Raw genomic sequence first — 13,412 nt, 5'->3', positions numbered from 1 at the left:
ATGTCGCATACCGGTGCCCGACGCCGCACGGCGTCGTCTGGCCTCCGGCGCAGCCCGGCAAGGAACTTGATGCGGGCCCTAGAGAGCGGGGAACGGATGGACGGCGCGGCGCGGCTGCTGGTGGTGGACGACGAACCCACCCTGCGCGAGCTGCTCTCGGCGACGCTCCGCTTCGCCGGCTTCACGGTCGCGTCCGCCGCCACCGGCGCCGAGGCGCTCGAGGCGGCCGCCGACCAGGCCCCCGACCTCGTGCTGCTGGACATCATGCTGCCCGACATGGAGGGCTTCGACGTGGTGCGCCGGCTCCGCGAGCGGGGGCGGCCGGTGCCGGTCCTCTTCCTCACCGCCCGCGACGCACCCGAAGACAAGATCAACGGGCTGACGCTGGGCGGCGACGACTACGTCACGAAGCCGTTCGACCTGGCGGAGCTGATCGCCCGCATCCGCGCGATCCTGCGCCGCACCACCGGCGCCGGCGGCGACCTGACCGTCGGCGACCTCACCCTAGACCCGGAGGGCCGCCAGGTGACCCGGGGCGGGCGGCCCGTGCGGCTCTCACCCACCGAGTTCCGCCTGCTCCACTACCTGATGGCGAACGCGGGACAGGTCGTACCCAAGGCCCGCATCCTGGACGAGGTCTGGCGATACGACTTCGGCGGCGACCCGAGCATCGTCGACACGTACATCAGCTACCTGCGCCGCAAGGTGGACACGACCGAGCCGAAGCTCATCCACACCGTGCACGGCGTCGGCTACGTGCTGCGCAGGCCCCGCTCGTGAGGCGGCTGTCGCTGCGGGCGCGGCTGCTGCTGATCTGCGTGGCGCTGCTGGCGGTCGGGTTCACGATCAGCGGCGTGGTGGTCGCGGAGGTGCTGCGCGGCCACCTGGTCAAGCGGGTCGACTCCCAGCTCACGCAGCTCACCGCCATCCTGGGCGGGGTGTCGCCGGGCGCCATCCCCGGCTTCGACCCCACCGTGCTGCCGGCCGAGCTCGGCGCCCGCCTCGACCTCATCGGCGAGATCGAGATCGTGTATCTGCGCCCGGACGGCGGAGTTGAACGCGTTATGCACAGCGCCGGATCCGGTGGACCGGCCCTGCCCCGCCTGGACGCGGCCGGCGTGGCCGCGCGGGACGGGCGCCCGTTCGGAGTGGCCGATGTGGACGGTGGGGCGGGCTGGCGGGTGGTGGCGCTCCCCCGCTCGGCGGCACCGTTGCTGGGCGAGCCGCCACCGACCGGCGCCAGCGTGGCCGTGGCCGCCTCCACGTCCACTGTGGATGGCACGGTCGCCCGGCTCCGCGCCGTCTGCCTGCTCACCGGGGTGGGGCTGGTCGCGGTGCTCGCGGTGGCCGGTTGGTTCGCGATCCGCGCCGGCCTGCGGCCGCTGCGCCGGATCGAGCAGACCGCGGCGGCCATCGCGGGCGGCGACCTCTCCCAGCGGGTACCGGACGAGGCCGCGTCCGGCACCGAGATCGGGCGGCTCTCGGCGGCCCTGAACGGCATGCTCGGCCAGGTCGAGACCGCGTTCGCGGCCCGGGAGGCGTCGGAGGCGCGGATGCGGCGGTTCGTGGCGGACGTGAGCCACGAGCTGCGCACGCCGCTGTCCGGCATCAAGGGCTTCACCGAGCTGTACCGGATGGGCGGTGTCACGGGCGAAGCCGAGGTGGCCCGCACGATGGCCCGGATCGAGAGCGAGTCGAAGCGGCTGGCCCAGCTGACCGAAGACCTGCTGCTGCTGGCCCGCCTCGACGAGGGCGACGCCGGCCTGCCGCTGCACCGGGCCCCGATGGACCTGCGTACCCTCGCCGCCGACGCCCGCCGCGACCTCACCGCGCTCGACCCCACCCGCACGGTGACGGTGACCGGCCCGGGCGGGCAGGGCCCGGCGGCCCCGGCACCGGTCGACGGCGACGAGGCGCGGCTGCGCCAGGTGGTCGCCAACCTGGTCGGCAACGCGGTCGCGCACACCCCCGCCGGCACCCCGGTCCGCATCGGCGTCGGCGTCGAGGGCGGCGCGGCGATCCTGGAGGTCGCGGACCGCGGGCCAGGCTTGGCGCCGGAGGAGGCCGACCGGGTGTTCGAGCGCTTCTACCGCGCCGGCGAGTCCCGCACCCGGGCGGCCGGCGCCGGCGCCGGCCTGGGCCTGGCGATCGTCGCGTCCCTGGTAGCCGCCCACACCGGCACGGTCACCGCCACCCCCACCCCCGGCGGCGGCACCACCTTCCGCGTAGCCCTCCCGGTCCTCCCCCGCACACCCGCGCCCCCGGGGAGTTGACCTCGCCCCGCAGCGGTTGACCTCCTCGCGCGCCGCGCCCTCCCGGGGGGTTGACCTCGCCTCCCGGGGCTGACCCCGGCCCCCGGCCGCGGGGACCTCCGCGCCTCCCGCGCCCACGGGCGGGGTTGACCTCGCCCCGCGCGGGTTGACCTCCGCGCGCCGTGCCCTCCCGGGGGTGACTTCCGCGCTTCCCGCGCCCTCCCCGGGATTGACCTCCGCGCTTCCCGCGCCCTCCCCGGGGTTGACCTCCTCGCGCGCCGCGCCCTCCCGGGGGGTTGACCTCGCCTCCCGGGGCTGACCCGGCCCCGGGCGGGGGACCTCCGCGCCTCCCGCGCCCACGGGCGGGGTTGACCTCGCCCCGCGGGGGGGTTGACCTCCGCGTGCCGCGCCCTCCCCCGGGGGTGACTTCCGCGCCTCCCGCCCTCCCCGGGCTTGTCCTCCGCGCCTTCCGCGCCCCAGGGATTGGCCTCGCCCCGCGGGGGTTGACTCCCGCGCACGGCCGCCCTTCCCCCATGGGGTTGATCAGGGAGTTGGTGGGCGTGTCGTGCGGCGTGTCGCGCCACGAGGTCCCTGATCAACGGGGCTCGGGCCGGGGCCCGTGCCCGCCGGGCTCCGCTGCACGGGCCATGATCGTGTGCGACGCTGACGGGGTGACGGAGGTGCACCGCGCGGCGCGGATCGAGGACGCGGTGCACGACGTCCTCGAAGGCTGGCTGCGCAAGCGAGGTTGGTCGGCGACCGTCGTGCCGTACACCGGATACGGCGCCCCAGGCTGGGTGCGGGTGATGGGCCGGGTGATGGTCAGCCGCCCCGAATCTCGCCGCGCCCACCACGACCGCCCGAGGCCCGGCCACGCCGACCACCCCGGGACCGGCGACGTCGAGCACTCCAGGCCCCGCGACGCCGCTCTCTCTGGGCCTGACCACGACGAGCACTCCGGACCCGGCCACGCTGCCCACTCCAGGCCCGGCGACCCCGACCACTCTGGGCCTCGCCACGTCGAGCACTCCAGGCCCCGCGACCCGGACCACTCCGGGCCCGGCGACGCCGACCTCTCTGGGCCCGGCGACCCCGACCACCCCAGGACCCGCCACGCCGGCGGGCCGGGGCCTGGCCACGACGAGCAGGACGGCCGCGCCGGGTCGGGGCACGTCGAGCAGGGCGGTGGCCGCGAGCCTGGCTACGGCCGGGCCGGCTCCGGCCAGGCTGAGCGCGGCGGTCGGTCCGAGCGGGACCGGCCGCGCAAGGCGGGCAAGGTGCGCGGCTGGCGCAGCTTCACCACGGTGGCGGCCAAGGACGCGCCGGTCACGGTCGAGGTGGCCGGGCGGCGGCACGAGACGGTCGCAGACCGCGGCGGCTTCATCGACACCGTCGTCAAGGCCGACCTCGAACCGGGCTGGCGCACCGTGCTCATCAGCAGCGGCGGCGGCGAGCCCGTCGAGGCGCCGGTACGCGTACTTGACCCCACCGTCAACTTCGGCGTGGTCTCCGACGTCGACGACACCGTGATGGTCACCGCGCTGCCCCGGCCGCTGCTCGCCGCGTGGAACACGTTCGTGCTGGACGAGCACGCCCGCGCCGCCGTGCCCGGGATGGCCGTGCTGTACGAGCGGCTCACCACCGCGCACCCCGGCGCCCCGGTCTTCTACCTGTCCACCGGCGCGTGGAACGTGGCGCCCGCCCTCACCCGCTTCCTCTCCCGTCACCTGTACCCGCCGGGCCCGCTCCTGCTCACCGACTGGGGCCCGCAGCGCGACCGGTTCTTCCGCAGCGGCCGCGCGCACAAGCTGGCGGCGCTCAACCGGATGGCGCAGGAGCTGCCGTGGATCCGGTGGCTGCTGATCGGCGACGACGGGCAGCACGACCCGGAGATCTACCGCACGTTCGCGCAGACCCACCCGGACCACGTGGCCGCGGTGGCGATCCGGGCGCTCTCCCCCACCCAGGCCGTCCTCGCCGGCGGCCTCCCGTCACCGGCCGGCAACCAGCTCACCGCCTCCGACCAGGCGGGCAAGCGGTGGTTCTCCGCCCCGGACGGCGCCGGCCTGTGGAAACTGCTCTCCGAGTCCGGCGCGCTCGACCCTTCCTGAGGCCGGCGTCAAGTTCCGCGCCCGGCAGGGTCGGGGCGGTCCGCGCCTGGCCGCGCCGGGCTGGGCCGCGCCGAGCCTGGCGATGCCGAGCCGAGCCGCGCCGAGCCTGGCGGTGCCTGGCGGCGCCGCGTCGCGCTGGGCCGAGCCGAGCGAGGGCAGCGCCGGGCCGGGCCGGCCGAGGAAGCCGCCCAGGTCGACGCCGATGAGCGGGCGGGCCCGGCAGCGGACCGCGGCGGTGGCGTGCAGCGGCTACGATCCCCAGCGATGATCGCCACTTCGATCCGCGTCTCCGCGTTGTTGCCGGCGACCCTGCTGTGGATGGGCGCCTGTGGACAGGGCGACCCGCCGCCGCCCGCCGGGGCGGTCGACGGCCTCGGCGAGGGCCTCATCCTCACCTCCGCCCAGCCCGCCGTGGCCGACCTGGGCCCGCGTCTGTCGGTCCGCTACGACGGCCCGCGGGACACCCGCTGGTACCGGCTGCCGGCCGGCACCACCTGGGAGCCGGTCGTCGCGCACCACGCGCGCGAGCTCGGCGCGGGCTGGTCCGAAAGGGACTGACAGCGAGAGGGAACCACCACCCGAAAGGGACCGACACACAAACGGAACCACCGTTCCGAAGAGGACTGACACCGAAGGGAACCATCGTGCGGGGGATACGGGGGATGCTGGCGGCCGCCGCCAGCCTGGTGCTGGTCGCGGCCAGTGCCCAGATCGCGCGGCCGGAAGCGGAGGCCGGGACAGCCGGGGCGACGCCGCCGGTCGTGGCGTTCGCCGCCGCCGGCCAGGGCGCGGTCCGCGACCCGCTGCCGTTGCTGCAACTGGAGAACGGTGCCGGCACACCACTGTGGACGCTCTCCCGGGCGGAGGCGGACGCGGCCGTCGCGGGGCACGGCTTCCGGCTGCTGCCCAACCGGCTCGGCTACCTGCGTCAGGCGGCGTTCACCGGTTCGCAACCGGTCTACCGGCTGACCCGGGTGGTCGCCACCGGCTGGCTGCTGACCGCGTCCACATCGGAGCGTGACTCGCTCGTCGCGTCCGGCGCGTTCCGGTACGAGGGTGTGGTCGGGCACACCGCGGCGCGGCCGGCGACCGGGCTGGCGCTGCTGTCCCGCTTCTCCGGCCCGGCCGGCTGGCGCCTGTCGATGGAGGCGCCGTACGGCGACCCGGACGCGCTGCTCGCCCAGGGCTACCGGCGGGACGGTCCGCTCGGCTACGTGCATCCACAGTGGAACCGGGTGGGTGCCCTCTACTTCGGCACCTGGAACGCCGACTCCAACGCCCGCATCATCCAGGGCGGGTACGACTTCTACAAGCGCACCTACCCCGACTGGTGGGCCGGCGTCCGGGACTACTCGGGCGGTGACCCGTCGGTGCCGGTGTACAAGGGACAGTGGCCGGACGCCGACTTCTCCGACCGGGTACCGTCGATCGGGTTCTACGACGACGCCCAGGTGTCCACCGTGGAGAAGCACATCTCCCAGGCCTCCTCGGCCGGCCTGGACTACTTCACGTTCTACTGGTACTGGAACGCGGCCGAGCGCACCGAGCGGCACGCGGCCGGACTGCGCTCGTTCCTGCGGGCCGGCAACCGGGACGCGCTCGACTTCGGGATCAGCGTCTGCGCGCACGCCTGGGACGGCGGCATCCTGAAGATCCCCGCCGACCAGTACGGGCTGGTCGCCGACACGCTCGTCAGCCGCTACCTGGCGCAGCCCACGTACCTGCGGGCCAACGACGGGCGGCCGATCGTGTGGCTCTGCGACACGCGCGGCATCGGCGCCGGCGCCGCCGCGGACGTACGGTCCTTCGTGGACACCCTGCGCGCCCGGGCCCGCACCGCGCTCGGCGAGGAGATCCTCGTGCTGGCCCACCAGGATCTGGGGTTGGCGCTCGGCCCGGTCGGCGCGGACGGCGACTACTGCGCGGCGCCGTACGCGGCGGTGCGGGCGGGCAGCTACGCCGGATACGTGCGCGGGCAGAAGGCCACGTTCGACCGGGGCGCGCCGGCGTACGTGCGATGTGTCATGTCCGACTTCGACGAACGCCCCCGCTACCCGATCCTCGTGCCGGACGCCGCCGACGCGCTCTTCCTGCCGGACCAGTCGTTCGACCTGTTCACCCAGGCCGCGCGAAACACCGCGACCGACATCGCCCGGTCCACCCGTACCTCGGTTGTGGACAACCTGGTGCTCGTCTACGCCTGGAACGAGTGGCACGAGGGCGGCTACATCGAGCCGAACGCCCGCGACGGCTGCCGCTACCTGGACATCCTCCGCCAGGAGCTGAAACTGACGGCCGGGTCAGGTTGCGTCGCGCGGCCCTGAGGATCGCGAAAAGCCAGACGCGAAAGCCGAGACCGGAAACCAGAGGTTCACAAACGGCCATCGATGTTGCTATCTTGTTGCGATGCTGTGAAAGTTCTTGCAGTGATCGCAAGGACTTCCACTGAACCTCACCCCGGGAGGCGCAGTGACACATCGCAGAACGGCCGCGACCGGCTGGGCAGCGGCCGTGACCGTCCCATTTCTCCTGCTCACCGCCGTCGCCGTCACGGTCGCCACCGCACCGGCCGCCCAGGCCGCCGTGGCCAACGGGTCGTCGATCGTGCACCTGTTCCAGTGGCGGTGGAGCTCCGTCGCACGGGAGTGCGAGACCACGCTCGGCCCCGACGGCTGGGGTGGCGTCCAGGTCTCGCCGCCGCAGGAGCACGTCGTGCTGCCGAGCGCCGAGGGCGCCAGCTACCCCTGGTGGCAGGACTACCAGCCGGTCTCGTACCGCCTCGACCAGACCCGGCGCGGCACCCGCGCCGAGTTCGTCGACATGGTGAGGCGCTGCCGCGACGCCGGCGTCAAGATCTACGTCGACGTGGTGCTCAACCACATGACCGGCAGCGGCTCGGCGGGCGGCGGCCCGGGCAGCGCCGGCACGGTGTACAGCAAGTACGAGTACTTGAACTTGTTCAACGACGGCTCCGGCGACGCGTACCGGTACCCGGACTTCGGGCCCTGCTACACGACGATCAGCGACTGGAACAGCAAGGCCGAGGTGCAGGACTGCGAGCTGCTCGCGCTCGCCGACCTCAACACCGGCGATCCTGAGGTACGCCGCAAGATAGCCAAGTACATGAACTCGGTGATCGACCTCGGCGTCGCCGGCTTCCGGGTCGACGCGGCCAAGCACGTGCAGGAGGCGCACCTGGCCGACATCATCTCCCGGCTGCACGACGTGCCCGGCTTCGGTGGCCGGCCGGACGTGTTCCACGAGGTGTACGGCGACGCGACGATCCCGTACACCGCGTACGCGCCGCTGGGGAAGGTGACCAACTTCGACTACCAGCGCGCGGTCGCCGGCGGCTTCCAGAGTGGAAACATCGCCCAGTTCGCCAACCTGCCGGACTACGGCGGGCTCTCCGGCGGCCAGGCGGTCGTGTTCGTCGACAACCACGACACGCAACGGGCCAGCCCGGCGCTGACCTACAAGAACGGCGACCGGTACTACCTCGCGGACGCGTTCATGATGGCCCACCCGTACGGCACGGTGCAGCTCATGTCGAGCTACGCCTTCGGCTCCAACCAGGCGCAGGGCCCGCCCAGCTCCTCGAACGGCACCACCAACGCCACCGACTGCGCCAACGGTCAGTGGGTCTGCGAGCACCGCAACGAACAGGTCGCCGGCATGCCCAGCTTCCGCAACGCCACCGAGGGCACCGGCATCACGAGCACGGTGACCGACGGCAACGGCCGGCTCGCGTTCGCGCGGGGCAGCCGCGGGTACGCCGCGTTCAACGCGACCGGCGACGCGTGGAGCCGCACGTTCGGCACGAGCCTGCCGGACGGGACCTACTGCAACGTCGCGCGCGGCAGGTACGACGCGGCGACCGGCGCCTGCACCGGCGGCACCGTCGCGGTCTCCGGCGGCGCGTTCACCACGAGCATCCCGGCCAACCGTGGCGTCGCGCTGCACGTCCAGGCGCGGACGGGCGGAGGCGGGGGCACGGCGGCCGTCAGGTTCGACGCGACGGCCACCACCTACTTCGGACAGAACGTCTTCGTGGTCGGCTCCACGTCCCCCTTGGGCTCGTGGAACCCGGCCGGCGCCGTCGCGCTCTCGCCCACCAACTATCCAGTGTGGACCGGGACGGTCGGCCTCCCCCTCGGCCAGCCCGTCGAGTACAAGCTGATCAAGAAGAACCCGGACGGGACGGTGACCTGGCCCCCCGGCCCCACCCGCACCCTGCCCCCCGCCGGCGCCGCCCCGGCCCCGATCACCTGGCGCTGACCTCCGCGGTGCCCGCCCGTCCCCGCGCGGGCGGGCACCGCGCCTTGGCTAATCCGTAACCAATGGGTTACGCTTTCGGCGTGGACGAGGTGGCCGGTGCGATCGCCGACCCGGTGCGGCGGGAGATCCTGGCGATGCTCCGCGAGCGGCGGATGTCGGCCGGGCAGATCGCCGACCGGTTCGCGATCAGCCGGCCGGCGGTGAGCCGCCACCTGCGCGTGCTCCGCGCGAGCGGGCTGGTCCACGACGAGCTCACCGGCCGGCGGCGCTTTTACCGCCTCGACCCGGCGCCGCTCGCCCGGCTGGCGGAGTGGCTGACCCCGTTCGTGGCGGACCACCCGGCGTCCGCGGCTTGGTCGCGCCGCTTCGACGCCCTGGAGACCGAGGTGTACCGCACGCGGCGCGACCGCCGCCGGACGCCGGCCGGCGAGCCCCCGGCCGGTACGGGGCGCGGGCCCGCCACGAAGAGCGTGAGACCGTCCACGAAGGACGGCGGAGAGGAGCGCAGCGCATGAGTCCCGTGCCGACCGGGCGGTTGTTCCGCACCGACACCGGGGTCGACCTGGTGCTGACCCGCAGGTTTCGGGCGCCCGCCGAGGACGTGTGGGCCAGCCTCACCGAGCCGGAGCGCACCGCGAGGTGGTTCGGGCCGTGGGAGGGGCAGGCCGCTCCGGGGCGCTCCGTGAAGGTGCGGATGGTGTTCGAGGAGGGCGCACCCTGGATGGAGATGCGCATCGACGCCTGCGAGCCACCCCGGCACCTCGCCCTGTCCACGGTGGACGAGGCCGGCAGCTGGCACACCGAGCTGCTGCTGTCCGACGTGGACGGTGGCACGGAGCTGCGCTTCGTCCACCATCTGCGCGGCGCCGAAGGGGTCGGCGAGATCGGGCCGGGCTGGGAGTACTATCTGGACCTGCTCGTCGCCGCCCGGGACGGCACGGCGCGGGCCGAGTTCGGCGCCTACTACCCGGCGCTGAAAGGCCGTTACGAGGCGCTCACAGCCGAGTGAGCAGCCGCCCCTCGATCCGGTCGAGCGGGACCGGGCTCCACTCGCGCGCCACGCCGCGGGCGTCGCCGAGCACGTAGACGGTCCCGGCCGGCACCGTCATGGGCGCGCAGCCGGCGGGCGCGGCGGGACCGGCGAGGTACGGCTCGTCGAGCACCGCGCCGTTGCGCAGCACCGCACCGTCGCGGCAGCCGATCTCGTCGCCGGCGAGGCCGATGACCCGGCGCACCGCGGTAAACCGCCGCCCCTGCTCCACCCGCGCGAACGCGACCACGTCCGCGTGCCGCAGCCCGGTGAGCCGGAAGCTGACCCGGTCCATCAGCCAGCGGTCGCCGGGGGCGAGGGTGGGCGCCATCGCGGCGCTCGGCACGTACACCGGGGTGAGCAGCCAGTGCTGGACGCCGAACGGCGCGAGGACCGCGACCGCCGCGGCGACGGCGATCCGGCGCCGGAGCGTGGCGGCCCGCGAACGGGCGGCGCGGCGCTCGCGAAGGGCGGTGCGGACGCCCCCGACCGACCAGCGCAGCGCCTGCCACCCGCCGCTCGTGCCGGGAAACTCGGCCAGCACCGCCTCACCCCAGTCGCCGCCGCGATCGCGCCGCCCGCGCACGGCCAGCACCAGCATCCGGTACGCCAGGCGGCGCACCAGCCCGGTCACGCGCCCGCTCCCGTCGCGAGGGCCGGGCCGGCGGCGCGCCTGGGCGGCCGGGCGGCGGCGAGGCGCTCCCGGGCGAGGGCGGCGCCCTCGGCGGTCAGCCGGTAGGTGTGCCGGGGCGGCCGGCCCGGCTCGGTGGACGCCTCCCAGTCGGCGTCGAGCAGCCGCTGCCGGGTCAGGCGCATGAGGATCGGGTAGAGGGTGCCGGAGGCGAGGCCGGTCTCCCGGCTCAGGTCGTAGCCGTAGCGCCGGCGGGTGGGGTCGGCCAGGAGCGCGGCGAACAGCCGCAACGTCTGCGGCGACGTGTGTGGGATACGAGGCACATCGAAAGTCTACATATAGAGACTATGACTGTCCACGCCGCACCACGAGCCTCTCGTAGAGCGCCAGGTGGCCGGCGGCGGCCGCGTCCCAGGTGTGCCGGGCGGCCAGCGCGGCGCCGGCGGCACGGCGCTCCGGGTCCGGGCGGTCGAGCGCGTCCCGCAGCGCCGCCGCGAACGCCGCCGGGCCGGCCGCGACCCGGGCCGCGCCGCCGAACACCTCGCGCAGCACCGGCAGGTCGGAGACGACCAGCGGTACGCCGGCGGCGAGCGCCTCCAACGCGGCGAGCCCGAAACCCTCCTTCGTGGACGGAAACGCGAACGCGGCGGCACCGGCCACCAGCGCGGGCAGATCGCCGTCCGGTACCGGGCCGAGCACCACCGGCGCGACGTCGAGCCGGGCCGCCCGCGCCTCCCACACCGCCCGGTAGTCGCGGTAGTCGAAGAGCGTCTCGCCGCCGGCCACGACCAGTCGGGCGTCCCGGTCCAGCCGCGCGTACGCGTCGAGCAGCTCCAGGGAGCCCTTGCGCGGCTCGATCCCGCCGACCGTCAGCACGTAGCGGCCGAGCCGCTCCCGCCAGGCCGCCCGGGCCGCGACCGCGTCCGGGGACGGGCCGGCGGCGGTGGCGAAGCGGGCCGCGTCCACGCCGTTCGGGATGACGGTCGCCGCGATCCCCCACCCCGCGCGGAGCTCGGCCGCGACGGCGGCGGAGACGCAGACGTGCGCGTACGGGGTGACGATCGCCCGCTCGTGGCACTCGGCGAGCTCCGGCGTGGTGAAGCGGTCGAGGTGGTGCACGGTGCGCACGCAGCGGCCGACCGCGTTGGCGCTGAGGCAGTCCTGGGCGTGCACGACGTCGTATCCACTGTGGTCGAACGCGTCCCGCAGCGCGGCGATCGACCGCAGCACCCGGGCACCGACCGGCTCGCCGTCCACATCGCGGAACGGTACGACGCGCACCCGCACCGCCGGGTCGACCGGACGGAAGAACGCGGTGTCGCCGCCGCGCCCGAGTGTCCACACGGTCACGTCCCGCCCGGCGCGGGCGAGCGCCTCGGCGAGGGCGAGCGTGTGCACCACTCCCCCGCGCGGCCGGGTCGAGTAGCTGAGCAGGGCGATGCGCATCAGTACGCGTCCGGGCGGCGCTCGTCCAGGTGGCTCAGCACCCGCCGGGCCCGGGCGATCTCGGCGGCCACGTCGAGCTCGGCCACCGCCAGCCCGGCCTTGGCCCAGGTGCGGGCGAGGATGTTGCCGGCCGGCCCGACCACCTTGGCCTGCCCGAGAAAGCGCATCCCGCCCATCGCGCCGGTCTGGTTGGAGGAGACCACGACGACCTGGTTTTCCGCGGCGCGGGCGCAGTCGTACAGGTCGAAGAGGCGGGACTGCCGGTCCTGCGACATCCGGGGCGCCTGGTTGGTGATGCTGGCCGGCCAGGCGGAGAGGCAGGCGAGGATCTGCGCGCCGCCGAGCGCGAGGCTCCGCGCCGACTCGGGGAACGTCTTGTCGTAGTCGATCAGCATCCCCAGCCGCCCGACCGGGGTGTCGAACGCGGTGAACGCGTCCCCGGCCCGGTACGCGGCGGTCTCCCCGGCCGGCAGGTGCACCTTGCGGTGCCGGCCGAGCACGCCGTCGCCGTGCAGGCAGGCGGCCGCGTTGTACCGGCCGCCGTCGCCGTCCGCCTCGCAGTAGCCGACGCAGACCACCATCTCGCCGGCGAGCGCGGCCACCTTGGCGAAGACGGGGTCGTCCGGGTCGAGCGCGGGCGGCAGCGCGTCCGGGTCGGGGTGGCGCAGGTCGGCCAGGTACCCGCCGAGGGCCGCGTCCGGCAGCACGAGCAGCGCCGCCCCCGCGTGCCGGGCGTCGCCGACCAGCTTGCCGATCCGGGCCAGGCACCACTCCAGGTCCCGCCCGAAGTGCGCGGCGGCGCCCGCGATCCGCACCTGGCTCACGGGGCCGGCGCCAGGTACGCCTCCGGGCGCCGGTCGCGCAGGTGCGCCATCGACCGGCGGGCGGTGGCCAGGGCCGCGCGGACGTCGAGCTCGGCCACCGCCATGCCGGCCGTGACCCCGGTGGTGGCGAGCACGTCGCCGCCCGGGTCGACCACCTTGGCGCTGGCCACGAAGCGCAGGTCGCCGAAGGTGCCGGACTGGTTGGCGGAGAGCCAGACCATCTGGTTCTCCAGTGCCCGGGCCCGGTCGAAGAGGTCGAACCGCCGGGTCCACCGGTCCTGCGCCAGGTCGGCGGCGGGGCGGGTGCGGCTGCCCGGCCACGCCGAGACGCAGACCGCGATCTCCGCGCCGTCGAGGGCGAGCGCGCGGGCCGACTCCGGGAACGCCTTGTCGTAGCAGATCATCATGCCGAGCCGCCCGACCGGCGTGTCGAACGCCGCGAACCGGTCGCCGGCCGCGTAGCTGGCGTCCTCGCTGAGCGGCTGGTGCACCTTGCGGTGCCGGCCGAGCACGCCGTCGCCGCTGACGCAGACCACGCTGTTGTACCGCGTGCCGCCGGCCGCCTCGCAGAAGCCGGCACAGACCACCATGTCACCGGCCAATGTGGAGAGGCGGCGGATCTCCGGCCCGTCGGCGTCGAGCGCGGGCGGCCCCTCGGCGTCACCGTCCAGGTTGGCCAGATAGCCGCCGAGCGCCGCCTCGGGCAGGGCGAGCAGCCGTACCCCGTCGGCCCGGGCCGCGTCGATCAGCTGGGCGATCAGCGCGAAGCCCGCCTCCAGGTCGCGCCCGAACGGCGCCGCCACCGCGGCCATCCTGAGCGTGGTCACATCGCCTCCCCGT

The 13,412-nt window shown here is 74.9% G+C and carries 12 protein-coding genes and 1 pseudogene; 8 read left to right on the top strand and 5 right to left on the bottom strand.

The features are described 5' to 3' along the window. The first annotated feature begins 69 nt into the window (after positions 1–69). From RB614_RS27085 to RB614_RS27050, 8 genes and pseudogenes are all read left to right on the top strand, one after another. Positions 70–780 (top strand): response regulator transcription factor, encoded by a 711-nt coding sequence (locus RB614_RS27085; RefSeq protein WP_308715461.1) that lies wholly within the window; start codon positions 70–72, stop codon positions 778–780. Further along, positions 777–2,273, top strand: coding sequence for a sensor histidine kinase (locus RB614_RS27080; protein ID WP_308715460.1), 1,497 nt, complete (start codon positions 777–779; stop codon positions 2,271–2,273). Before RB614_RS27085 ends, RB614_RS27080 begins: the two co-directional genes overlap by 4 nt. Before the next feature lie 1,175 nt (positions 2,274–3,448). Beyond that, positions 3,449–4,363 (top strand): annotated as a pseudogene (locus tag RB614_RS27075) (App1 family protein phosphatidate phosphatase); the annotation flags it as partial. Between the two features lie 264 nt (positions 4,364–4,627). After that, the gene (locus RB614_RS27070) at positions 4,628–4,921 is read left to right on the top strand and encodes a hypothetical protein (RefSeq protein ID WP_308715459.1); all 294 of its coding nucleotides are present in this window, start codon (positions 4,628–4,630) and stop codon (positions 4,919–4,921) included. 86 nt (positions 4,922–5,007) lie between these two features. Next, on the top strand, positions 5,008–6,687 hold the full coding sequence (locus tag RB614_RS27065) for a glycoside hydrolase family 99-like domain-containing protein (RefSeq protein ID WP_308715458.1): 1,680 nt from the start codon (positions 5,008–5,010) through the stop codon (positions 6,685–6,687). A 145-nt stretch (positions 6,688–6,832) separates the two neighbouring features. Continuing rightward, positions 6,833–8,641 (top strand): carbohydrate-binding module family 20 domain-containing protein, encoded by a 1,809-nt coding sequence (locus tag RB614_RS27060; RefSeq protein WP_308715457.1) that lies wholly within the window; start codon positions 6,833–6,835, stop codon positions 8,639–8,641. Between the two features lie 80 nt (positions 8,642–8,721). Continuing rightward, the gene (locus tag RB614_RS27055; protein WP_308715456.1) at positions 8,722–9,156 is read left to right on the top strand and encodes an ArsR/SmtB family transcription factor; all 435 of its coding nucleotides are present in this window, start codon (positions 8,722–8,724) and stop codon (positions 9,154–9,156) included. Beyond that, positions 9,153–9,650, top strand: a complete 498-nt coding sequence (locus RB614_RS27050; RefSeq protein WP_308715455.1) for an SRPBCC family protein — start codon at positions 9,153–9,155, stop codon at positions 9,648–9,650. Before RB614_RS27055 ends, RB614_RS27050 begins: the two co-directional genes overlap by 4 nt. Here the strand turns inward: RB614_RS27050 and lepB are convergent. From lepB to RB614_RS27025, 5 genes are read right to left on the bottom strand one after another with little or no spacing between them, the layout of a single operon-like run. Beyond that, positions 9,637–10,305 carry a signal peptidase I gene (lepB, locus tag RB614_RS27045; protein ID WP_308715454.1) on the bottom strand — a complete coding sequence of 223 codons (669 nt, stop codon included), beginning with the start codon at positions 10,303–10,305 and terminating at the stop codon, positions 9,637–9,639. The two genes, RB614_RS27050 and lepB, sit on opposite strands and share 14 nt — an antisense overlap. Continuing rightward, on the bottom strand, positions 10,302–10,625 hold the full coding sequence (locus RB614_RS27040) for a PadR family transcriptional regulator (RefSeq protein WP_308715453.1): 324 nt from the start codon (positions 10,623–10,625) through the stop codon (positions 10,302–10,304). The genes lepB and RB614_RS27040 overlap by 4 nt, the downstream gene beginning before the upstream one ends. Before the next feature lie 22 nt (positions 10,626–10,647). After that, positions 10,648–11,748, bottom strand: a complete 1,101-nt coding sequence (locus RB614_RS27035) for an MSMEG_0565 family glycosyltransferase (RefSeq protein WP_308715452.1) — start codon at positions 11,746–11,748, stop codon at positions 10,648–10,650. After that, on the bottom strand, positions 11,748–12,572 hold the full coding sequence (locus tag RB614_RS27030) for a carbon-nitrogen hydrolase family protein (RefSeq protein ID WP_308715451.1): 825 nt from the start codon (positions 12,570–12,572) through the stop codon (positions 11,748–11,750). Before RB614_RS27030 ends, RB614_RS27035 begins: the two co-directional genes overlap by 1 nt. Further along, on the bottom strand, positions 12,569–13,399 hold the full coding sequence (locus RB614_RS27025; RefSeq protein ID WP_308715450.1) for a carbon-nitrogen hydrolase family protein: 831 nt from the start codon (positions 13,397–13,399) through the stop codon (positions 12,569–12,571). The genes RB614_RS27030 and RB614_RS27025 overlap by 4 nt, the downstream gene beginning before the upstream one ends. Positions 13,400–13,412 lie beyond the last annotated feature (13 nt).

The organism is Phytohabitans maris (genome assembly GCF_031085175.1).
Classification (GTDB): Bacteria; Actinomycetota; Actinomycetes; order Mycobacteriales; family Micromonosporaceae; genus Phytohabitans; species Phytohabitans maris.
Note: the sequence above shows the minus strand (reverse complement) of the source record. Positions and strands in the feature narration are given on the sequence as shown.